The sequence below is a fragment of the Olivibacter ginsenosidimutans genome, from assembly GCF_039542865.1.
Taxonomy (GTDB): Bacteria; Bacteroidota; Bacteroidia; order Sphingobacteriales; family Sphingobacteriaceae; genus Olivibacter; species Olivibacter ginsenosidimutans.
This window is the reverse complement of sequence record NZ_BAABIQ010000044.1, coordinates 545,764-569,544: the sequence shown is the minus strand read 5'-3', so window position 1 is coordinate 569,544 and position 23,781 is coordinate 545,764. Positions and strand designations below refer to the sequence as shown.

The window sequence follows — 23,781 nt, the reverse complement described above, 5'->3', positions numbered from 1 at the left end:
TGACAGATATTATGAAGCAGATAAGCCAAAAATTGAAACATTTATATAAATATCTTGCCGTTTTTATGGGAAGTATCCTGCTGTTTAGCAGCTGTTCAAAAGATTTTTTACAACCCGATCCGCTATCCTTCTATGAGCCTAATGAAACCTTTAATACCGAGGCGGGCTTGATGTCCGCCATGGCCATATGTGATCGCCATCTCAAAGGATATTGGGCAACCGACCACAACGAAATGCTTATTCTAGGAACGGAATATACCTTTTCCGAACTGATGGTTGCCAGCGCGACGGACAAACGGAACATGCTTTGCGATGTAGCCAATATGCTCACACCTACCAGTGATAATTCCACCTTGATTAATCTCGACCGGACAAACAGCATCTGGTATCTTTGGGAGGAGACCTACAAAGGCATTAGTTATGCCAACACCATTATTAAATATGTGGATCAAGTAGAAGGATTGGACGACGCTGTAAAGAATGCATATAAGGGTAGGGCTTATTTTCATCGTGCTTTCCGCTATATGGCCTTGGTTTTTGAATTCGGCGATGTACCGTTAGTGACGACCATTATTGATGCACCAAAACAGAACTATCGCAGTACTAAGCGTGATGCTATTCTACAGATGCTTACTAAGGATATGGAATTTGCGGTGCAATGGGTGCCCGATCAAAAAGATATGAGTTTGACAGGCTTAATCAATAAGGGAGCTTGCCGTATGTTATTGGCGAAATGTTATTTAGCTATAGGTGAGTATGAAAAGGCAAAAGAGCAAACCGATATCTTGATTAACCAGTCGGGTTATTCCCTGATGCAAGACAATTTCGGTACGTTTAACGATGGTGGTGAACCGCAAACTTGGCCTATTACCCGTAATGTGATTTGGGACTTACATCGCCCAGAGAATAAATTGATTGCTGCCAATCATGAGACCATCATGGGTATGCCCAATCGCGGTGCAGATGCTGAATCATTCGTTCAAATGCTGACCATGCGTATCTTATATCCTTTTGCTTTTGATAGTAGGTTACAAACAAAGGATGGTAAGCAAGCATTGCTGAACATTAGGCGTGATCAAAGCGATTATAATCCTAACTACGATTATATGCGTGCATTCGGACGAGGTATTGCTACTTTTCGTCCTACCTATTTTCAAACACATGCGATGTGGCGCGTAAATGGTGTTATGGACGAAGGCGACTTACGCCATAGTTCCACAGTGGGTAACTGGGTACGCATGGAAGATTACCGCGTAAATAATAAGGCTTCTTCAGAATTTGGAAAACCTATTACGCTTTATAATCCAGACAATGGGGCGTTATTGTGTAGCGATACCGTCCGTCGTTGGTTTGATGTACCGCACTACAAATTCTTTCTGGATGATCCGGTAAATGAAGCCAATATTAGTGGTTCCGATGGCCTTAGAGGAGCTACTAATGGTGGTAATGCTGATTGGTACCTCTATCGCTTGGCAGAGGCTTATCTCCTTCGCGCGGAAGCTAAATATTACCTAAATCCGGGTGACGGTACCATTAAAGATGATTTGAATGCGGTGAGACAACGCGCAAAATGCAGCCAATTATATCAAGGCACTGTGACCATCGGTGATATTATGAACGAACGTGCCCGGGAATTATATTGGGAAGAGTGGCGCAATGTGGAGTTGAAAAGAGTGTCGTTGTGTTTGGCACGTAGCGGGAAACCCGATGAATGGGGCAATGTGTATAATTTAGACAATTTTGACAAACAAAGCGGAACGGGTCCTAGCGGTGGAAGTTACTGGTATCAACGTATTGAACACTACAGTATGTATAACAAAGGGCCAATAAAAATCGATGCTACTGGTAATAGCAACCCGAATTATACCATGGATAAAAAGAATATGTATTGGCCTATCCCTTATGCTGCTATTAGTGCGAACAATAAAGGAGAATTGAGTCAAAATTATGGATACGACGGCTATGACCCTGGTACACCTAAATGGGATAACTGGGAAGATGCTGTAGCAGACGAAATGGCAACGGCAGAGTAAGTGTCTAAACCAGGCGTTATCTCGACTGTAGTGGAGAGATTTCATAAACAATGTCTCTACTACGGTCAATGTGGTGAAGATTGAGTGCGAACTCAACAAGAATACGTTCAATTCTGTTTACTTAAATAAATGATTGTTATGTTTAAAAAAATAGTAGTTTGGTTACTCTTCCTTCCTTTTCAGCATTTATTTGCTCAAACGAATCTGTTAACTGATTTCCCTAACGGCTATACACCACAAGAAGTTGGCAAAAAAATCGCATACCGCTTTATCGATGCGAAACATGCCCTTCATGCAGGGAAATGGATAAGCTATCCGGAAACTTTTTACTGGAATGGTGCACTGAAGTTTGCAACGTTAACAAAAGACCAAGAGCTGCTTAAACAATTGCAAAACAGATTTGAGCCACTATTTACGACAGAAAAAGCATTACTGCCCATCAAAAACCATGTGGATCTGAACATGTTTGGTAGTTTGCCCCTAGAACTCTATCAAATAACTAAAGAAAAGCGCTACCTCGAATTGGGATTACCTTATGCAGATTCCCAGTGGGAAGTGCCCCAAAATGCGAAACCGGAACAAAAAGAATGGGCAGATAAAGGGTATTCTTGGCAAACACGCCTGTGGATTGATGATATGTATATGATTCCTATCGTGCAGACACAAGCTTATACGGTAACCGGCGATATCAAATATATTGATCGGGTAGCGAGAGAAATGGTGCTTTACCTCGATGAACTGCAACGCCCGAACGGCCTTTTCTACCATGCACCTGATGTTCCTTATTATTGGGGAAGAGGAAATGGCTGGATGGCCGCAGGAATGACGGAATTACTCCGTTGCTTACCTGAAGATCATAAAGATCGGCCACGCATACTCAAAGGCTACCTTACCATGATGAAAAGCCTGAAAAAATATCAAGCTGCTAGCGGTATGTGGAATCAGCTGATCAATGAATCAGACTGTTGGCCAGAAACATCTGGATCGGCGATGTTTGCTTACGCCATGATTACAGGCGTTAAGCATGGCTGGTTAAATGCCAAGCAATATGGCCCTTTTGCTCGGAAAGCTTGGCTGGCGATGGTAAAATATGTTAACGAAGCGGGGGCTGTATCGGAAGTATGCGTTGGAACCAATAAAAAGAACGATAAGCAGTACTATTATGATCGGCCACGCCATGTAGGAGACTATCACGGACAAGCCCCCTATCTCTGGTGCGTTGCTGCACTTTTGGAAAATGTAACAAAGTAAACAGTAAATTTTATACTGCAAGACATATTTGAAAGAGAGCTAAAAGATATTAACATGATACATCCCATTAGAATCTGCTTAATCATCCTATCTTTCTGCGGTACTTCGTACGCTTTCGGGCAGGAATCGCAGAACCAACAAGATGCCCCGTCAACAACAATGGTTAGCAGCGGCCAAAATAAAAAACCAAATATCCTACTGATTATTGCGGATGATCTTTCCAAGACCTTACCGCTTTACGGTGACAGCACCATTACTACTCCAGGTATGGATGGCGTGGCCAAAGACGGCGTGGTCTTTGAACGTGCTTACTGCACGGCTTCTTCCTGTACTCCCTCCCGAGCGAGTATCTTGACTGGAAAATACCCCCATCAACTGACCGAAGGGGGCAACTTGCATGGAACGCTGCCCCTGAAATACGAGAATTACGCCCGTATCTTAGCGGAAAATGGGTACCGGGTAGGCCTGCAGGGCAAAGGCTGGGGTCCTGGAAACTTTCAGAAAGGGGGGTATACCGAAAATCCTGCAGGCAAGTCCTACAAAAATTTCGAAAATTTCATGCAGGATCAGCCGGCGGACGTTCCTTTTTGTTTCTGGATCGGCAGCCATGATCCGCATAGACCTTACAGCGCGTCGCTCAAGGGTAGTCTGGGTATTGATTCGATGAAGGTAAAGGTACCGGTCTGGCTACCAGATAATAACGGGGTACAGGAGGATTTTCTCGACTATTACGCAGAGTCGAAACGTTTTGATCAGACGATAGAAAAGGCCATAGCCCTGCTCAAGGAAAAAGGAATCTATGATGAAACGTTGATTGTAATCACGAGTGATAATGGAATGCCGTTTCCAAGAGTCAAAGCAAATGCATATGACAGGAGCACCAATATACCGCTTATCATGCGGTGGGGCAGACATTTTATGAAAGGAAAAAGGACCAGCGAAATGGTCAGCCTGGTAGACCTAGCTCCTACTTTCCTCTCGGTGGCAGGTATAGAAACACCCAAATCTATGGAAGGCCAATCCCTCTTAGCTTTGCTTGAAACAGGCAAAAGTAAACATCCGCGTGCCGAAATTTTCAGCGAACGGGAAAGGCATGCCTATGTGCGAGCAGATAACTTGGGCTATCCGATGCGGGCAATCCGGACAGATCGCTTCCTGTATATCAATAACCTGCGCCCGGAACGCTGGCCAGCAGGAGATCCGGAGAACCCTGAATCAAACCGATTCTATGGGGACATAGACGATGGGCAGACAAAGAAACTGCTGCTGGAAAATAAAGACGACCCAGCCTACGAAAAGCTACGCTTATGGAGTTTGGACAAAAGACCAGCGGAGGAGCTGTATGACTTGGAAAAGGATCCTGATCAGTTGGAAAATCTGGCGAAAGACGCAAGCTATGCTAAAGTTCGGCAGGAGCTGGCAACGCGTCTGCTGAAGTGGAGGAAGCATACAAAAGATCCTGTAACGGAAACCATAGAACCTTTTGATAACTATCCTTTCTATGGAGAGATACCGAAACATCCATAGCATACTTATCCCGTGAATATGGATGTTTGAACGGAAAATATTTACATATTTCCTATTGAATAAGCGCATAACGTTTTTTCTTAACTACCGCTGTTATCGTGTCTCAACTCGTAAATGGCGATGGAATCAGGGAATTTCTTTTTCAATCGGTGGCTTTTGATGATTATGCGCTGTTTGTATGATACCCGAATCTCAGGGAAAACCCTTAGCAAAAAAGCAGCGTTTTCCCCAATTGCCTCGTTTTGTCCAAACGCCTTACTTTGTTTGGCAAAAACGATCGTGTCATTCATCCCATAAAAGGAAGTACCACCGACCCGCGAGGGCTGAGAATGGTTATGGTTGGCGATTTTGTATGGCGACAATAATGCTTACCCCCTTATTTTGTGAAGGTCTGGATCGGCGATAAACTCAAAATAGAGCAAACAACAACAAAAAGTAAACAGATGAAAAGGAAACAACTATTATGGACCGTAGTAGCCATGATGATGTTAAACGCCTGTAGCAAAAGTAATCCGGATGAAGTGAATCCAGACAATGGCCATTATGGCTCGGGGAATATTTTCATTAAACAGGGTACAGAAGGCATCACGAAGTTTGACCTTACTACCGGTATATTGTCGAGCGTGATTCCAAATTGGTTGAGCGCTGGTTGGGACATTAGTTGGGATGGAAAGAAGGGAGTTAAAGAAGTAAACGAATCAAGTTATGACACGCGGTATATTTTCTTTAATACAGCGGATGGCTCAACGATAAAAGAGCTGTTTTATGAGCCAAACGATAACAATGGGGGGCTGCCTTATATTTCGCCCGACGGGAGTAAGCTAGCCCTTAGGCCTACCTTAAGGGATGGGCTCGTCATATTGGATGTAAATACAGGCCACGTACTCCGCAATATTTCTGGATATGGTAACACCCATGAATTCGAATACCTTGATCCGATATGTTGGGAACCGGGTGGCACCATTCTATTTAAAAAAGATGGCGGACTTTGGCGTACTTCCAACGATTTTGGTAGGGCAACTAAAGTTCGGGATATTCCTTTTTCTGATTGGAGAGGATATGCTGATGCTAGTCCTGATGGCAAGAAAATTGTTGTACCGGCCGGTAACCATATTTGGCTGATGAATGCCGATGGAAGTGATTTTCACGCGGTCACCGAAAGTAACCAAGACGAATTTTCACCTTGTTTTTCACCAGATAGTAAATATATTGCTATGAAAGCGAACGCCCGGGCGCCTGAGATAGCCGGTTCTTCCGATAATGCATACCATCTCTGTATCATTCCGGCAGATGGCGAGGTTTATAAAGTATATCCCGGCGAAGATAAGCGGGTTATTCATCCAAGGGCCCGCGGAGACGAAGATTCCAGAGGATTGGGAATGACCATTGTAGGAGATTTTGTTTGGCGGCAATAAACCTGCGATTTACTAAAGATTGATAACCTTCGCGAAATTGTAGGAATACTTGTATTTTTATTTTTTTTAGGGTTCAACAACTTGAAAAGCTTTACACCTATTTTATGGATACTTCTCCTGCTGGCAAATGTTCATTCAATTGCAGCCAGTCAAGCAAAATCGGATCGTTATCCCGATAGCTTACTGAACGTACTGCATCAAGCTAAACAGGATAGCGTTAAGGCGCGAGCCTTATTTCTGTTGGCCGACTACTGGTCGGAACGGGATAGTACGTTAGCCGTGAAGTATGCAACGGAGTCGTTTACCTATACCGCAGATAAATCCGTTCTTCGCGGGTTGGCACATTTTTATCTTGCGGGATCTTATTTTAACTACGATAATAAGAAAAGTCAGCAAGAATACCTAACGGCTGATCGTATGTTGCAACGTTTTAAAGGTAAGGATATCATGCAATACCGATCGCGTGCCTGGCATAACTATGGTGCACTCGAACAGCGTAATGACAACAGTAAAGCCTTTGTCAATATTCTGTTAACCAAAGCGATCCCCTTTGCCGAAGCCGCTGAAGATGGAGAGCGGGTAGCATGGAATTTTATGGATCTCGGATCGGTCTTCATGAACTACAAAGACTATGAAAAAGCGGGCTACTATTATGAAAAAGCCATCACTGTTCTTCACAAAAACCAATACAGCAACAAACCGGTATTGGCAGAATGCTATATTAATCAGGCCAAAAGCTATGTCTTAAAAGAGCATGCCGATTCTGCAGATATACCACTGAAAAAGGCGTTTAAGATATTAACTTCCACCCAGGATTCCTCATATTTACCTCTTTATTATCTGGTTCAAGGGATGTTCCATACCCGCATGCAGCTATGGCGGGAAGCGATGGCAAGCTTGGATAAAGGGTTAATGCTCGCTAAGCAGCAGCAACGTCCCTATGATGTGCTGAGTATTCAATATGAACGTTATGAAGTTTATAAGCGTCAAGGTAAACTGGATATGGCTAAACAAGCACTTGAGGAAGTGTATATAGGATATAAGAAATATCCGCTTATGCAAAATGGTCGAACGATTTTATTTGAGCTGGCACAAACAGAGGCAGCCTTGGGAAATTATCAATCGGCTTTCGGAAAGCTCACGGAATATACGCAACTTTCAGATATTTTTTTTGCGGAGAAAACAGGTCGGGAAATAGCTGATTTGGAGGCTAAATATCAGGTTGCAGCACATGAAAAAAAGTTGCTGCAATTGCAAAACCGGAATCAGCTGCAGCAATTATTGCTGTATTTTGGCACAGGACTGGTTGTCTTATTGGTGATTTTTCTAATATATGTTTACCGGCAACGAAAAAAGCGGGAAGAACAACGTCTACACACACTGCAGCAGCAGCAGGAAATACAGATTGCACGTGCTCAACTGGAAGGTGAAGAACGAGAACGAAAACGCGTAGCACGGGATCTCCACGATGGTTTGGGAGGTATGCTAGCGGGAGTGAAACTCAATTTATCGGCCGTTAGTCATAACCAAAATGGAGAACCGCAGAAAGACTTGGAAAAAGTAATTGGCCAGCTGGATGCTTCGGTTCATGAGCTCAGACGGATTGCGCGTAATATGATACCGGAGGTCTTGCTTCGCTCTGGATTGGCTCGTGCACTGGAAGATCTTTGTAAATGGCTGGACAATGACAAGATGCATGTCGACTATGAATTTCTGAATATTCCGGAAAACATCATCCATCAAGAAAAAGTGGATATTTATCGAATCGTACAGGAGTTATTGGCGAACGCAGTGCGACATTCCGGTGCAACAGATATATTTTTGCAGTGCAGCGGGCGCGGACAACGGTTTTATATCACGATAGAAGACAATGGAAAGGGAATGACCGTAGTGGGACAACATCATGAGGAAGGACTAGGATTAGCGAACATCCGGGCTCGCGTAGCCTATTTGCAGGGAAAGATGGAATTGGATACACAAGCGGGAAGAGGTACGATCATTAATATTGAAATCAATGTCACAGGAAACGAATAAGGTCAGTATTGCATTGGTAGAAGATCATAGTATCTTTATCGAAGGACTACTAAGTGTATTGCAGAAAATCGAAAATGTACAAGTGCTTGGCACTTTTAACACCGGACAGGAAGCACTAAACTTCCTGCAGCAACAGTATGTGGATATCGTTTTGCTCGACATCAGTTTGCCAGGTAGCATGTCTGGTGTTGACCTATGTAATGCCATTCACGGTATGAATAAACAGATTAAAATCATCGGATTGAGCAATCATACTGAGCGAGATATTATTCATAAAATGCTAAGTAATGGAGCAAATGGTTATCTCTTGAAAAATGCTTCTTTGCATGATCTGAAAAATGCCATTGACCAAGTTATGCAAGGGCAGTGTGTCTTAAGTGAAGAGGTTCGGCATATCGTCTTTTCCTCCCCAGATAGGTCGCAAGGGCCGCCCCGTCTTACCTCACGGGAAAAAGAGGTTCTCTACTGGATAGGTGAGGGGCTTACTACTTCAGCTATTGCCGCCAAGTTATTTATCAGCGTACAAACCGTGGAAAGCCACCGATATAACCTATTGCAAAAATTTGAGGTTCCAAACGCGGTAGTGCTCATAAAAAAAGCGATGGAATTGGGATTGATACCCTAATGGGAAAAGACACGCTAAGTATACGGAGTAGGCTTTGCCTACTCCGTATACCCGACTTGCGACTGAACTTGTATGGGTATGTGTTTCAAATTCCATGACTTAAATCAATAATTACTACCGCTGCGGATATTACCTTTGTCGGAAAATTCGACATATGAATAATGTAGATATCATCGAAGAAATACCCGAAATCAAAGAACCGATAGTTACCGTTAAACAACCTCAACAGCTGCTGAGAATATACATTAATATATTTTCTATTGTTTTCATTGAATTTTTAATCATGGGCATATCCCTAGGAGTGCTACCTACCTTTGTGCACGAAACGTTGGGATTTAGTAATTTTTGGGTTGGCGTGGTTATTGGCGCTCAATATGTCGCTACGCTCTGTGCTCGGCAATTTTCAGGTAACCTTGCAGACAGTGCTGGAGGGAAAAAGGCTGTCAACTATGGATTGCTCTTAAGCGGGCTGTCTGGTGTACTGTTACTGTTATCTGGTATGTGGGCTTCTTATGGCGTAGCCTGTATCATAGGATTAATCATAGCACGTATTGTATTAGGCATAGGCGAAAGTTTACTGGTAATCGGTATTTTTGCTTGGGGGTTCAAGCTCGTCGGTTCTGCCCATACGGGGAAAATTATGGTTTGGAATGGAATGGGCATGTATGGAGGGATGGCCTGTGGAGCACCGATCGGTATGGCTATTTTAGGTTACACCAATTTGGCACTTGTCTTTACCCTTACTATCGTACTGCCTATGGTTGCTTATCTCATCATGCGCTTACTTCCCGAAGTGGCACTACCCAAAAAAGCAACACAGATTCCCTTTTATAAAGCAATCTATCTCATTTGGCGGTCCGGTGCAGGTTTAGCCTTAGCTAGCATAGGCTTTGGCGGTATTGCCTCTTTTATTTCCTTATATTTTATTCAGCACAGTTGGCAAGGTGGTTCTTTGGCGCTTACTTCTTTTGGCGCCAGCTACATTATCGTGCGCCTATTCTTAGCGGGTGCCCCCGATAAATACGGAGGAGCAAAAGTTGCTTTTATTAGTCTTTTAGTCGAACTTTCCGGACAGTTATTGGTATGGGGTGGATTTTCTTCCTATCTCACCATCGTTGGAGCAGCACTCACTGGAGCAGGATTATCCCTCGTGTTCCCTTCTTTCGGACAGATCGCCATCAAAAAGGTTACACCAGAAAACCGTGGGATTGCTATGGCAGCATACAATGCTTTCTTCGATATCGGAATGGCAATCACGGCTCCATTGGCAGGCTTACTCGCTGGAGATGGTCAGTACCAGCATGTGTATTTATTTGGCGCCAGTGCTGTGTTCGTTAGTGCCTTATTTGCCCTTTGGGAATTGCGAAAACCAAACTGATGTAATATGAAACAAGAGACACTATACCAACGCTTAAGAGAAAACATTGCTGCGACGATCACGATCAACCAAGAACAAATGGATTTGATCTTGAAATATTTTAAGTGGTATGAGGTCAAGAAGAATAAAATTATTTTAAGCGCTGGGGAAACTAACCAATGGATGAATTTTGTTGGTTATGGTTGTTTGCGTATTTTCTTCATTAAGGACGACGGACAAGAGGTAACTCGTTACCTGGCTTTTGAACATATGTTTGCCACCGGCTTGGCCAGTTTTATCACCCAACAACCATCTTTTGAATATTTGCAGGCAATGGAAGATACCCAATTACTACGGATCAGCCGGACTGATTTTTATTATTTGCTGAGTATTATTCCCGCTTGGGAGAAATTTTTTCGGGATTACCTTTCCGATGCTTATATCAATAACTTGGAAATCTTTCATCGGGAAACAACAAAAGATGCGGAAGACCGTTACCGGGAGCTGTTGCACAAATACCCCACTGTCGTTCAACGGCTACCCAATAAAATTATCGCTTCCTACTTAAACATGTCTCCTGAAACCCTAAGTAGAATGAAAAGAAAAATCCTGAATCTATCGAAGTAGATAGTGGTATTAAAATACGATGAACTCGAATGATAATTCAGATCTAAATTGATGGAATAAAATCCAAAATACTACCAGGTCAGGATGAAATAATAAAAAGCAATCAAGATAAGGTTTACAGACAACTTCATCATTACACATGCCTTGAATATAATAACAGTAGCGGAACCCAATGAGTAACGGAGTTCCGCGCTATTAAATCGTTATACAACCCTACGCCCGATCTAGTAGCGGGTCGGTGAAGCTTTCTTTACCGGTTTCCACTCTTCCGGCGAACCGCTGCCGGTAGGTATTATTCCCTGTTGCAGTAAGGGTGAAATCATACCAGTTAAAGGTGTCTTTAAGATCAATCATGATCCGTTCGGTTGTGTTGGGAGCAATGACTTTCGTCGCGAGTTGTTTTTTCTTATAGCTCACATCATGTAAAGCAACTGTTATCGCTTGATCTCCCTCATTAGCGAGATTTATTTCGATATTCCCTGTTGGAACTTTGGTTAAGGGTTTTAATGCGGGTGAAACGGTAACGTTCAGCTGTGGATCCTGGGTATTACCGGTAAATTCCCGAAAAAAGCCATTCGGTCCATGCAGTTGTAGGTTGTAATTGCCTTTTTCAAATGCTTTTAAAGGCCATTCATAGCGAATCTCATCACCCGCTTTTACCGCAAATGCCCAGTTTCGGCAAACTTCGGTTTTACCTTTGTCGGTATAGGCTACAGGAGCATATACGGTAAAGGGCGATCCTGCGGCATCTTTGCCAAAGACAGCTTGATCGGCTTTCATGCGGATGCTGAAAGTATCTTTCGTTGCCTGTAGGTGCCCTTCAGCACAGAGCTGATAAGGAAGCGCACAGGATGGGCGCTTGCCGGGCTCTTGCTGCGACATTAAAGCGCCAAAAGAGCCTGATTGCTGAGCCTGGTTAATTTCCTGATCGCTGACTGCTTTAAAATTCCCTGGTTCTTCCTTGAACTTGGCATTGTAAATCGTTTCCACAAACTTATTCCGATCTAAGAAGGGCAATTTTTCATCTTTTGGATTAAAAGGGGTGAATGCGGCCGTGAGGTTACCACAAATAGTACGTCGCCAGGCACTGATATTGTCGAAATGCAGATTCTTGCCGAACTTTTTATTCACGAAAGTTTCCAAAAATTGTAACGTTGAAGTATGGTCAAAAACTTGTGAACATACTTTTCCTCCTCTACTCCAGGGGGAGGCAATAAGCATTGGTACCCGAAAGCCTAGACCTACCGGTGCTTCACGAGCCTGTTTTTTGGGAATTCCCAGTTTGAGTTCATTAGCTAAACGCACATGCTCAATTTCGGTTTCGATACCTGCCGAACACTTACCCGTGTCAGGCTTATTATTATCTGGGATGGAAAATGGCGGTATATGATCGTAATAACCGTCATTCTCGTCATAAGTGACAATGAAAATAGTCTTTTTCCATACCTCAGGGTTTTTGGTTAAGATGTCCAATATTTCAGAAACATACCATGCGCCGTACCAAGGTGCGCTAGGGTGATCGGAAAAGTTTTGCGGACCTGCTAACCAGGAAACGGTTGGCAGTTTGCCGTTATTTACATCTTCTCGAAATTGGTGCAATAAGTCTCCCTTGGGAACAGCTAATTCTCGTTTAACACCCTTATCATCATAAGATAAGGTATCCAGACTAAGGTAATTGGGGTCGGCTTGGTTGGTAACGAAAGCGCGGCGATGTAGACTTTTTTGCTTGTCACTTAATTTTTCAAAGTTAGCTTTGCTCCATTGTTGTAGTTCTGCCTGCGCGGCGTCTAAAACTTTTTGCTTGGCCAGAATACTTTCTTTTATCTTTTTTGCCCTTTCTTCGCTAGAAGGGCTTTCTTCTTGTAATTTGTTGATTTCGTCCGGAAGTGTATCCACCTGCCGTTGCAGGCTCGCAATATAGCGGTCCCGGAACTTGACATTGTAGGCGGCAAAGAATTCCAACAAATTGCAGCCAAAGTTGGCTAACCAAGAACGTTCCTCACCCTGATAACCTCCTCCAGAGCTCAACTCGTTTTGATAAAAGCTCCAGCTAATACCATTTTCTTCTAACAATTCAGGAAAGGTTTTCCATTCCCGCTTGCCATAAGCGTAATCAGAATTTTGGATATTCGCTTTGGGTATTCCGTTAACAGTACTCATAATGTTTCCCGTCCAAAAGAAAGAGCGGTTGGGTGTAGTGCTCGTCATGGCCGAACAGAAATTCTGATCGCATACGGTAAAAGCATCGGCCATAGCATAATTAAATGGGAGATCTTCGCGCGAGTAATGTCCTAATGTAAGGGGCATCTCGGCATATTTCTTATTGCCCGATTTTTTGGCATGTAACCATTTGTCGTATTTCCCTTCATTATAAGCATCCACCTGACTGGCACGGGAATGAGGGAGCGATCCCATCCAGGTAATTTTGCTGTCTTTGATGTTTAAACGAAAAGGGGCATAGGTGTTTCCTGAAGCGTCGGTTTGAAACCATGCGGGCTTTTGATCGGGTAAAGTTACCACGCGGGGGTCATTGAAGCCTCGAACACCTGATAAGGTACCAAATGCATGGTCAAAAGACCGATTCTCCTGCATCAAAATGACAACATGTTCGGCATCGAGGTAAGTGCTTCCAGGAGCAGGATCAATAGCCATTGCCTTTTGTATCGCTTCCGGCATCACATTAACTAATCCAGTAGCCCCAGAAAGTAAAATGGTTTTTCGGAGAAATTCTCTTCTAGTATCCATAATAAGTATTATACGTTGTTTTAGTCTTGACAAGTTTAACTTTTTTAAATATATTTAAAGTAAAATTAAGCTTAAGTTTGTGTAAGGTAATCGAATTGTTACAATCTTACCTTAATCTGTCTTTATCTCGAGTTTATACTACTCTCTACTACGTTTTATACTAATCCTATACTAAGTAGACATTATCTCCTATTTTAAAGAATAATATATTTAATAACTATACCTATTCAATCCATATTTTCAATATTAAATATGGATTCATATTGGACTCATATTGGACTCACTATGGACTCATTTGCTAATTATACATAATTTGGTACCCTCTTTGTCTTAATATCTAGCAAGTAGAACTTTAACCTGTAGTGCGTATGGAAAAATCTAATGGTCAATGTTCTCTTTATTAAAGCTAAAACAATTTCATGGAAAAAATTATTGCTAAATCGATTTTTTTTCAGATTTTAGCCTAGAGTAAACCTAATGGGCCGTGGTAATACGATCTTGTACTGAGGAGGAGAAGTTATTGGCTTTGATTGCTGATGGGAATGAGCGGGCTTTTGAGCTGTTTTTTTCAGCCCATCACCATCAATTGGGATCCTTTGCATACCAACTTACAGCATCACGTACACTAGCTGAAGAGGTAGTGCAGGAGGTATTTATCGAAGTATGGCTAAAAAGACGGGAGTTACCTCAAGTTGCATCCATTAAAAATTATCTTTTTATCTTAACTAGAAATAGAGCGCTGAATGCGTTGCGAAAGATAGCGAATGACAAGCTGAAGCACGCCGTTTGGGCACAGTATACGCCAACTTATGAGGAAACAACAGCTGCCGAAGATCCGATAGAAGTATACAACCATAGGTTACAGGAAGCCATTACAAAGCTCCCTCTGCAACAGCAAAAGGTGTTCCGAATGAGTAAAATAGAACGCTTAAAACAGGAAGAAATCGCTCGTATTCTTAATTTATCGCCAGAAACGGTGAAAAAGCATATGAAGCTGGCCTTACGCTTTTTACGCAGTTACCTGTCGACGAATATCGATAAGCCTATCTTACTGCTATTGCTAGGCAACTGGTTTCGTTAGAAAAGAGCAGTATATATTACCCCTTTTTTCCATTAGCAGTGTCTTTAACCAAAAAACCAGATATAAAATCTGAACTACTGATATAGGCTACATACAATGAAATTTATCCTTTTATTATTCTTCTTTCTACCCTCCATTAAGTTTTGTTATGCCCAATTCCCTGTTGTCGAAGCTAGTCGATCGTCATGGAATGCAGGTTGGGTTGCTGCTCCAAATGATGATGGACAACACTATGGTGTTTATTATTTCCGGAAGCGTATCGATTTGTCAACAAAACCAAAAACGTTTCTAGTACACGTTTCAGCGGATAACCGTTTCAAATTGTATGTCAATGGAACTTTGGTTGCACTGGGACCTGCACGTGGTGATACCTATCACTGGAACTACGAAACGGTTGATCTTGCTCCTTACCTGAGTGAAGGAGGAAACATGGTTTCGGCAGTTGTGTGGAATGAGGCGGCCTTCCGGCCAGAGGCGCAAATCAGTTTTCGGACAGCCTTCATCGTTCAGGGTAACACAGAAGCGGAAGAGATAGTCAATACCAATAAAAGTTGGAAATGTATGCGCGATCAAGGTTATCAGCCTATCAGTGGCTTTTTTGCAGCCAGCACGGGTGAGTTTGTCGATATGAACCAATCGGTTAAAGGGTGGACGGCCTTGGATTTTGACGATAGGAATTGGTCTTTTGCGGATAGTCTGTTCGCCGGCCAACCGAAAGGACTTTCCGACGGTTTTGGTTGGATGTTAGTCCCTTCTTCGCTTCCACAAATGGAGTTGACGTATCAGCGCATACCGGCCTTGCGTAAGGCGACTGGGATTAAAGTTCCGGCTGGATTTCCAGCGGAAAAAGCACCGCTGACAATACCCGCCCAGTCCACTGCCACCTTGCTCCTCGATCAAACCTATTTAACCAATGCTTACCTTACGCTCAAGTTCAGTAAAGGAAAGCATGCTTTTATCACTATACGTTATGCCGAATCGCTGGTGGATGAATTTACCCCTTATGGCCCTAAAAAAGGTAATCGAAATGAAGTGGAAGGAAAACTATTTCACGGTAGAAAAGATAGTTTAATTGCTGATGGCAGTGATGGCCAATTGTATACTAATCTCAACTTTCGCACCTATCGATACATTCAATTACAGGTAAAGACAGCGCAGGAACCACTCGTTATTGACGACCTGTTTGGTACTTTTACGGGGTATCCTTTTAAAGAGCCTGCTGCATTTGAGAGTGATCATCCGGAAATAAAAAAGATATTGGACATTGGTTGGCGTACCGCTAGACTCAATGCGTGGGAGACCTATACGGATTGCCCCTATTACGAACAATTACAATATATAGGTGACACGCGTGTACAGGCCATGATTACCTATTATAACAGCGCGGATGATCGTTTGGCAAGGAATGCCATCACCCTAATAGATCATGCACGCCTGTCTGACGGTCTAACCTTAAGTCGTTATCCTACCCACAGCACACAGGTAATTTCTACCTTTTCTTTATGGTACATTGGTATGTTATACGATTATTGGATGTATCGTGGCGATGATCGATTTATTCAGGATAAGCTTAGTGGAGCGAGAGGTATTCTTGAATTTTTTGGTAAATATCAAGGAGAGGATGGCTCTTTGCAGCATCTTCCTTACTGGACTTTTGTCGATTGGGCTAATGGGGAAAACTGGTCCGTAGGCGCACCGCCTAAAGGTACCGATGGCAGCTCGGCGATCTTCGATCTGCAATTGCTCTGGGCCTATCAATGGGCAGCTGCTATGGAAGCTCATATGGGTATGACAGCATTTGCAGCATTATATCATAAAAAAGCACTCCAACTGGAGCAGACCATCCAACGGAAATACTGGGATCCGGTAAAACAGTTATATGCCGATACAGAAGAAAAAACGTTTTTCTCCCAACATGTTAATGCGCTTGCTATCCTTACCGGTGTGGCAGGCCAGGTTGATAAGCTTGCTTTAGGAAAACGCTTATTAGCGGATAGCACGCTCACTCAATGTACGATATACTTTAAATATTACCTGCATCAGGCTTTGGTAAAAGCGGGATTGGGTAACGATTACCTGAATTGGCTGGATATATGGCGTAAAAATATAGCCATGGGTTTAACTACATGGACAGAAGATTCAAACATTGAATTCAGTCGCTCGGATTGCCACGCTTGGGGTAGCAGTCCGAATATTGAATTTTTCCGAACGGTGTTAGGGATAGACAGCGATGCTCCCGGTTTCCATAAAATCAAAATTGAACCGCATTTAGGAACATTAACCCATGCTAAAGGTACCATCCCTCATCCTGAAGGAAATATTGCGGTAGCCTATATTCAGGATAAGGGAAAATGGAAAATTACCATCAATTTACCGGAAAAGACGTCGGGAATCTTCGTGTGGAAAGGGAAGGAATACCAAGTTCATGCCGGTGATAATGCATGGGTAATTTAAGTGGTTTAAAAATAGAACCTTTATTCTATACTTTCTTTTCCGCAAAGAAAGTATCAAAGAAACTCGCCGCTTCAAAATTTACAAAAACGGTAGTGCCTCCCATTGCACCTTGTAAATTTTATATGCGGCATTTTCGAAGACCAACAGCAGGTGCTTTTAACCGGACGAGCCGTATGGGTTGTTTTTTCAATGGTGGAGACTATATGTATGCTTTCCACCTGCTTGGCAGAAAATCTCCGTTCTGCTAAAAACCGTCTTAGCCAGTAGCGGTATGTAGTAGGATGCACTACCGTTGTAGCTGCTGGGTACAGCGGGAGCTTTTTTTGTTACTTTTTTTCGCGGTGAAAAAAAGTAAAATTAAAAGGTTCTTTTAATACCACAATCAACCATATGTGGCTGCCAGGTATAACTAGTGTAAAATGAACTGATAGATGATCATTTTTTCATTACCCCTTTTTTATACTTGCTGTGTCTTTAGTACAGGAAACTATTTATAGCTAACGATTGCCAATGGAAAAATCCAGATTGACTGCACTGTTTGAAAAATATAGGACTGGAACGATGACTCCCGAAGAGGAGCAAGAGTTCTTTTCCCGTTTATGGGCAGATCATCCGGAAGAAGAGCTGAATACGGTTTTACGTAAGGTGTTTGATGAACATCAAACACAGCATACGTTTTTTACCGAACAGGAAACCGAACGCATGTTGGCGCATATAAAGAAAAAAAGTGGTCTGAGGCGGGTAGGTAACTATCGTTCATTCTGGCGATATGCTGCTGCGGTGTTCCTCGTATTGGGCGCTGCTTTTTTCCTTCATCACACCCTGATGAAACGGAATTTGTTCACGCCAATGGCTGAAAAAGTGGTCGTCACAAAAGATGTGGCTCCAGGTAATGAAAAGGCGATTATTACCTTAGCCGATGGTAGTAAAATTGATGTCGACCAGGTGGCCAATGGAACTTTTGATGATCATGGGAACACCTTTTTAAAAGAAAAGAAAGGATTGTTGAACTATACCGCAAATCAGGCTAATGGTCAGGATGTGGCTTATCATACCATGACCATACCCAAGGGAGGGCAGTACCAATTAGTCTTGGCTGATGGTACTAAAGTTTGGCTAAATGCGGCTTCGTCGTTGCACTACCCGACACAATTTAAGGGTACGGTAAGGGAAGTTAGTGTTACTGGTGAGGCGTATTTTGAAGTGGCTCATCATCCGGAGAAGCCATTTTTAGTAACCTGTCACGGACAGACGATTCGGGTGCTGGGCACACATTTTAATGTACGCGCTTATCCAGACGAGCCAAGCGTGAAGACAACGTTGTTAACAGGAAGTATTAGTCTATTAACAAAAGCGTCCACCAATCAAGAAGCCTTAAAATTACAGCCTGGCGATGAGGCTACACAACAGGCGAATGGTGAAATTAACGTCAAGCATTTAACCAATGCTGCGATGTCTGTGGCATGGACAGAGGGATACTTTGCTTTTTACCACAGCGATTTAGAGAACGTATTGCGCGAACTTTCAAGATGGTATAATGTCGATTTCAAGATAAAAGCCAAAACTTCAAAAACATATACCGGCAGAATCGACCGGCAACTCACATTAGCTGAACTCATGAACGGTTTGCAGCTTTCGGGAGTTCCTATCCAAATAGAAGATAAGCATAACATTATTGTATTACCTAATAAATGAATACTATGATGAAAACGAAGATAATATAGAAAACGAACAAAGGGGAAAATTGAATATAAACTAACAATCCTAATATATATTGAATTCATATGATCGCAATCAAAAAAGAGGCGAAATGGAAGGCTATTAGCCAAACTTTCGAAAAAAAAGGGTATAGCAGATCGGCATGGGGACTGATGCTGATGACGTGGCTTATGCTTGTTGCTTTACCCGTTTCTGCTCAAGGGATTACCCTTGTCGCAAGGCAAGCATTACTGTCGGATATCTTTGCATCGATTGAAAAACAATCGGATTACACCTTTTTTTATAATGACCAACTGCTGGATAAAATCAGCAAAGTGGATGTCAACATAAAAGATGCTCGTGTCGATGATGCTTTGAAAACCATTCTACAGCATTTATCTCTAGACTATCAGATTAAAGGCCAAACGATCTTTATTACCGAAAAAAAACAAGTGTCAACCGATCATCTTCAGCAATTCCGGGTGCAAGGTAAGGTGCTTGATGAAGAAGGTAAACCTTTACCTGGGGCATCGGTTAAGCTTCGTGGATCGGCAAAAGGTACCGTCACCAATGCCGAAGGTGCTTTTACTATAGAGGCATCGTCGGGTGATGTTTTGCTGGTATCCTATATTGGTTATACCGAAAAAGAACTTGTCTTAACCGACTCGAGTCAGCTAACCATCACTTTAGCAACGGCTAGTAATAGTCTTGATCAGATTGTAGTGGTCGGGTATGGTACCTCCCGAAAGGCGAACCTCAGTACGGCCGTAGGTTCGGTAAAAGGAGAGGAGCTGCTGGAACGGCCAACAGCACAGAATCTGCTTCAAGGAATGGCCGGTAAGATAGCTGGTGTGAATATCAGTTTAAATTCGGGTAAACCCGGAGGGAACCCCGCTATTAAAATACGGGGAACAGGTTCTATCAATGGTTCTAATACACCACTATATGTTATTGATGGTATTGTCGGTGCTGACCCGACAACCATCGATCCAGCCATTATTCAATCCGTAGATGTGCTGAAAGATGCGTCATCAGCGGCTATTTATGGCTCAAGAGGTGCCAATGGCGTGGTGGTCATCACCACTAAGAACGGAGATCCAAATACCGCTCAGATTGCCTTCGATAATACCCTTAGCTTTGGCTCGCTTCCTCGTGAACTGGATTTACTGGACGCTAACGAAAGCTTGGAAATGTTTAAGCGGCAATACGAATATGTGCCTGGCCGGCTTGCTCCACACCTGGATCCCGATAATGCCTTTAAACGAAAAGACGATCTGTTCAATAGCGATGGAACGCCAAAATATCAGGTGAATTGGCAGCGCGAGGCTACCCGTGTGGCGGTTTCGCATCAGCATGCGCTTACTTTTTCGGGCGGTAAGGATAACATTAAAGTATTGGCAAATATATCCTATAGAAACAACCAAGGGATTATGCTAAATAGCTATTACAAGCAATTGAATGGTTTTTTGAATCTGGATTGGGATGTGAAGTCTTGGTTGAATATTAAGGCCAATATCAATGCAGGTGGCTATCAGAGTAATAACATTGATAATAATACACTCGGTTTAAATCCATTGCGGGAAACGTTGGAATACCTGCCTTTTTTACCGGTACAATATGCAGACGGCACGTATAGTCGGAAAGGAGACTATCCTGGAGCGGAAAACTCCGAAAATCCGGTTAAATTACTCAATGAAGTGAAGAACGTGACCGGCCGCAGCCAGTCGCTCGGCAATTTAATGGCTACCTTCCATTTGACAGATAAGTTGGATTTTAATACCTCGGTAAGCGGACAATTGTCGTCTGGTTATACTCATTATTATGGTGGGCGGACGGTCTATGATGTAGGTGAAAATCAGCAGGGGGTAGCCCAGCGTGCACATACTGATTTTGGCTCATGGACTACGGAGAATTATTTCTCTTATAACCAATCGTGGGATAAACATCACCTCAATGCGGTGGCTGGAGCGAGCTGGTACTATTATGTTACCTCAACCGATCAGGCCGGAGCAGAAGGTTTCTTCGATGATTATTTCCAAGACAATAACCTGGGAACAGGAACGACACCACAAATTCCGAGTTCAGGAAAAACAGAAAATCAATTGAACTCCTATTTTGCGCGGGCGAATTATAATTTTGACGATCGCTATTTGCTGGGCGCTTCTTTTCGGGTAGATGGAAGCTCCCGCTTTGGTAAACATAACAAATACGGCTTTTTCCCTTCTTTCTCCGCAGCTTGGCGGATTTCGCAGGAGTCTTTCTTTAAAGACATGAATACGGGCATCAACGATCTAAAGTTAAGAGCCAGTTATGGGATTGTAGGGAATGCAGAAATAGGCGACTATGTCACCTTAAATCGTTATAACAACGGACAAGCGGTATTTAATAACAACTACGAGTCGGCTGTAACCTTAGCCGGTTTAGGAAATCCCGACTTGCGCTGGGAGAAAGCCAAACAGTTGAATGTCGGTTTAGACCTTAGTTTATTCCAGGGTCGATTGTTGCTGACGGCAGATGCCTATAATAAACGGAATGATGATCTACTTTATTTACGGAAACTTCCTGTAACTACGGGATATACCAATGTTTTCGACAATATTGGCAGCATCGAGAATAAGGGGATAGAACTCGGTGTGAATGCCGTTACGATGAAAAAAGGAGATTTTACTTGGAGCACCGGTTATAATTTTTCCCTGAACCGTTCGAAGGTCATCGACATTAATAATGATGTGATTTATCCTTGGTTCGGCCGGATTATCGCCGGAGGGCCGCTGAATGAGTTTTTTGGTTATGAGCGCTTGGGCGTTTGGGGCACGGGTGAAGCGGAAGAGGCGGCTCAATATGGGAAGAAACCAGGCGACATCAAATACCAGGATACCAATGGAAATGGCGCTAAAGATGCAGATGATCGAGTCAATCTGGGCAATGCCATGCCAAAATGGGAAATGAACATGACCAATACCTTTAGCTATAAGGGCTTTTCGCTGTTTGTCGATTTACAGGGGGCTTATGGAAACCATGTGATCAGTTTAGCGCGCGTGCTAATGGTCAATCCAGGACCAAACATCAACAGTTTTAAGTCTATTCTAGACGCTTGGACACCGGAGCATCAAAATACAATGCTGGGTCAACTGCGCGTTAATTCGGACGGTTTTGATAATGAAGGCGGGGATTCCTTCAACGTGGAAGATGCTTCTTTCTTGCGTATACGGAATGTCGGCTTTTCCTATCAGTTTAACAAAGACTGGTTGCAAAAAATAAAATTGAATAGTCTGGTATTCGGCGTAAACGTAGAAAATGCGGCACTCTTCACCGGTTATAGTGGCTACGATCCGGAAGTAACCTCTTTTGATGCGGCATTGAATCAGGGGGTAGACGTTTATCAATATCCCAAGCCACGGACGATTTCCTTTTCCTTGAAAACCAGTTTTTAATTCCTATTACTGATGAAAATATTGAAAAAAATAGAGAAACCTATGAAAACCTTTGTTAAATTATCGGCATTGACCGTGTTGTTGCTAAGTTCTTGCACTAAATTTCTAGAGGAAGAACCTGCCAGTTTTTTAACCACCGATCAGTATTATAAAACCGAAGAGCAGATCCATGCAGCGGCCAATGGTACTTACGACGGACTGAATATGCCTTTCGCCTCAGAAATTACGTTAGCGGCAAGTCCGGTATATGCACTGGAATACATAACCGGCTATAGCAGGCGTCCACGTCCGACCGGAGGCGATGACGATCAATTTCTACTTTTGCAAAATATCCAAAATTCCAATGGACGATTTGAAACCTGGTGGAATGCGACCTATATTCCAATCGAAAACTGCAACAGTTTTATCGCTAATGTGTCGCAAACAAGTGTGGTAAACGAAGAAACTAAGAACCGCTTTCTCGGGGAGGTCTATTTTTTGCGGGCTTATTATTATTTTCGTGCCGTACGCCTATTCGGTAGCATTCCATTGAAAACGGAACCAACCTTAAATCTGGATAATATCCAGATTGGAAAATCGCCGATAGAAGAGATCTATAACCAGATTGTAAGCGATCTGCAGTTTGCCGAAAATGCCGGTCTGCCATGGACAGATAAAAGTGGCCGGGTTAACCTAGCAGCGGTAAAATCGTTGTTAGCTGAGGTATACATAACGATGGCTGGTTATCCATTGCAAAAAGGCGCAAATTATTATCAAATGGCCTATGATAAAAGTATGGAAGTCATTAACGCAGGCGAATATAGTTTATTTGCCAGCTATGCCGATCTTCGGGATCCAGCCAAAAACAATAGTGGAGAGCATATCCTCATGAATCAGCGCGACCAGAAGAACGCAACGAGCATTATCCATTTTCATTTTATGCCCTATCCCGAACCGTCAAAACCGGTTTCCGTTATTCCCAATATGGGTGGTTCCATGGCACCAACAACGGCATTTTACGATTCGTATGCAGCTGATGATCTGCGTAAACAGGAAAAACAGTTTTTCTTTAAGGTGTCTAATACCCCTTTTATTTATAAGTTTTGGGACGATGAGGCGGAGCAAACCTCCCGTTCAGGGGCTAATTTCCCCTTAATGCGCTATGCTGATGTGCTGCTGTTAGGTGCAGAAGCCAAAACGATGGTAGACGGCGGCACAACACAGGATGCAGCAGCTTTAGATGCCTATTATAGTGTGCATAAACGGGCTTTTCCATCGTCTAAAAGACCGTCCAGCATCAGTACGGATGACGTGCTGAAAGAACGGTATTGGGAATTGTGTTTTGAGTTGCATACCTGGTTCGATATGATCCGTACACGTAAGGCCTTCGATGTGGAAAATGACCGTATCGTCAGCCTGATTGGCTTTAAAGCGCCGAACCATAATCGGGCTTTTGAGGAGAAAGATCTATTATGGCTTATTCCGCTTGCTGAAATTCAGGCAAATCCAAACCTGAAATAA

The 23,781-nt window shown here is 43.0% G+C and carries 14 protein-coding genes; 13 read left to right on the top strand and 1 reads right to left on the bottom strand.

Going from position 1 to position 23,781, the window contains the following annotated elements; all coding sequences use genetic code 11:
* Nucleotides 1–11 precede the first annotated feature (11 nt).
* The 8 genes from ABD930_RS21770 to ABD930_RS21735 all read left to right on the top strand — a co-directional run bounded on the left by ABD930_RS21770 (nucleotide 12) and on the right by ABD930_RS21735 (nucleotide 10,869).
* Nucleotides 12–2,033 carry a RagB/SusD family nutrient uptake outer membrane protein gene (locus ABD930_RS21770; protein WP_345235413.1) on the top strand — a complete coding sequence of 674 codons (2,022 nt, stop codon included), beginning with the start codon at nucleotides 12–14 and terminating at the stop codon, nucleotides 2,031–2,033.
* A 138-nt stretch (nucleotides 2,034–2,171) separates the two neighbouring features.
* Nucleotides 2,172–3,284: a glycoside hydrolase family 88/105 protein gene (locus ABD930_RS21765; protein ID WP_345235411.1), complete on the top strand. Its 1,113-nt coding sequence runs from the start codon at nucleotides 2,172–2,174 to the stop codon at nucleotides 3,282–3,284.
* 54 nt (nucleotides 3,285–3,338) lie between these two features.
* On the top strand, nucleotides 3,339–4,811 hold the full coding sequence (locus tag ABD930_RS21760) for a sulfatase family protein (RefSeq protein WP_345235409.1): 1,473 nt from the start codon (nucleotides 3,339–3,341) through the stop codon (nucleotides 4,809–4,811).
* 443 nt (nucleotides 4,812–5,254) lie between these two features.
* A complete protein-coding gene (locus tag ABD930_RS21755; RefSeq protein ID WP_345235406.1) occupies nucleotides 5,255–6,226 on the top strand; it encodes a TolB family protein in 972 nt (323 codons plus the stop codon).
* A gap of 81 nt (nucleotides 6,227–6,307) precedes the next feature.
* Nucleotides 6,308–8,260 carry a tetratricopeptide repeat-containing sensor histidine kinase gene (locus ABD930_RS21750; protein ID WP_345235404.1) on the top strand — a complete coding sequence of 651 codons (1,953 nt, stop codon included), beginning with the start codon at nucleotides 6,308–6,310 and terminating at the stop codon, nucleotides 8,258–8,260.
* A complete protein-coding gene (locus ABD930_RS21745; RefSeq protein WP_345235402.1) occupies nucleotides 8,241–8,885 on the top strand; it encodes a response regulator in 645 nt (214 codons plus the stop codon). The genes ABD930_RS21750 and ABD930_RS21745 overlap by 20 nt, the downstream gene beginning before the upstream one ends.
* 154 nt (nucleotides 8,886–9,039) lie before the next feature.
* Entirely contained in the window at nucleotides 9,040–10,263 is a 1,224-nt protein-coding gene (locus ABD930_RS21740; protein ID WP_345235399.1) for an MFS transporter, read from the top strand.
* A gap of 6 nt (nucleotides 10,264–10,269) precedes the next feature.
* Nucleotides 10,270–10,869 carry a Crp/Fnr family transcriptional regulator gene (locus tag ABD930_RS21735; protein ID WP_345235397.1) on the top strand — a complete coding sequence of 200 codons (600 nt, stop codon included), beginning with the start codon at nucleotides 10,270–10,272 and terminating at the stop codon, nucleotides 10,867–10,869.
* Nucleotides 10,870–11,082: 213 nt separating this feature from the next.
* On the opposite strand, the gene ABD930_RS21730 is transcribed toward ABD930_RS21735, so the two are convergent.
* A complete protein-coding gene (locus ABD930_RS21730; protein ID WP_345235394.1) occupies nucleotides 11,083–13,614 on the bottom strand; it encodes a phosphocholine-specific phospholipase C in 2,532 nt (843 codons plus the stop codon).
* 484 nt (nucleotides 13,615–14,098) lie between these two features.
* Between ABD930_RS21730 and ABD930_RS21725 the strand changes: the two genes are divergently transcribed.
* From ABD930_RS21725 to ABD930_RS21705, 5 genes are all read left to right on the top strand, one after another.
* The gene (locus ABD930_RS21725; RefSeq protein ID WP_345235392.1) at nucleotides 14,099–14,695 is read left to right on the top strand and encodes an RNA polymerase sigma factor; all 597 of its coding nucleotides are present in this window, start codon (nucleotides 14,099–14,101) and stop codon (nucleotides 14,693–14,695) included.
* Between the two features lie 96 nt (nucleotides 14,696–14,791).
* Nucleotides 14,792–17,149, top strand: coding sequence for an alpha-L-rhamnosidase-related protein (locus tag ABD930_RS21720; protein ID WP_345235390.1), 2,358 nt, complete (start codon nucleotides 14,792–14,794; stop codon nucleotides 17,147–17,149).
* Between the two features lie 510 nt (nucleotides 17,150–17,659).
* Complete coding sequence (locus ABD930_RS21715) at nucleotides 17,660–18,844, top strand: FecR family protein (protein WP_345235387.1); 1,185 nt, start codon at nucleotides 17,660–17,662, stop codon at nucleotides 18,842–18,844.
* 89 nt (nucleotides 18,845–18,933) lie between these two features.
* On the top strand, nucleotides 18,934–22,281 hold the full coding sequence (locus tag ABD930_RS21710; protein ID WP_345235385.1) for a TonB-dependent receptor: 3,348 nt from the start codon (nucleotides 18,934–18,936) through the stop codon (nucleotides 22,279–22,281).
* A gap of 42 nt (nucleotides 22,282–22,323) precedes the next feature.
* A complete protein-coding gene (locus ABD930_RS21705; RefSeq protein WP_345235384.1) occupies nucleotides 22,324–23,781 on the top strand; it encodes a RagB/SusD family nutrient uptake outer membrane protein in 1,458 nt (485 codons plus the stop codon).

What these genes read in the sequence shown, in the direction of transcription:
- ABD930_RS21705 (WP_345235384.1), top strand. Translation starts at nt 22,324, where the DNA reads ATGAAAACCTTTGTTAAATTATCGGCATTGACCGTGTTGTTGCTAAGT.
- ABD930_RS21765 (WP_345235411.1), top strand. Translation starts at nt 2,172, where the DNA reads ATGTTTAAAAAAATAGTAGTTTGGTTACTCTTCCTTCCTTTTCAGCAT.
- ABD930_RS21715 (WP_345235387.1), top strand. Translation starts at nt 17,660, where the DNA reads ATGGAAAAATCCAGATTGACTGCACTGTTTGAAAAATATAGGACTGGA.
- ABD930_RS21710 (WP_345235385.1), top strand. Translation starts at nt 18,934, where the DNA reads ATGATCGCAATCAAAAAAGAGGCGAAATGGAAGGCTATTAGCCAAACT.
- ABD930_RS21755 (WP_345235406.1), top strand. Translation starts at nt 5,255, where the DNA reads ATGAAAAGGAAACAACTATTATGGACCGTAGTAGCCATGATGATGTTA.
- ABD930_RS21735 (WP_345235397.1), top strand. Translation starts at nt 10,270, where the DNA reads ATGAAACAAGAGACACTATACCAACGCTTAAGAGAAAACATTGCTGCG.
- ABD930_RS21745 (WP_345235402.1), top strand. Translation starts at nt 8,241, where the DNA reads ATGTCACAGGAAACGAATAAGGTCAGTATTGCATTGGTAGAAGATCAT.
- ABD930_RS21770 (WP_345235413.1), top strand. Translation starts at nt 12, where the DNA reads ATGAAGCAGATAAGCCAAAAATTGAAACATTTATATAAATATCTTGCC.
- ABD930_RS21740 (WP_345235399.1), top strand. Translation starts at nt 9,040, where the DNA reads ATGAATAATGTAGATATCATCGAAGAAATACCCGAAATCAAAGAACCG.
- ABD930_RS21720 (WP_345235390.1), top strand. Translation starts at nt 14,792, where the DNA reads ATGAAATTTATCCTTTTATTATTCTTCTTTCTACCCTCCATTAAGTTT.
- ABD930_RS21760 (WP_345235409.1), top strand. Translation starts at nt 3,339, where the DNA reads ATGATACATCCCATTAGAATCTGCTTAATCATCCTATCTTTCTGCGGT.
- ABD930_RS21730 (WP_345235394.1), bottom strand. Translation starts at nt 13,614, where the DNA reads ATGGATACTAGAAGAGAATTTCTCCGAAAAACCATTTTACTTTCTGGG.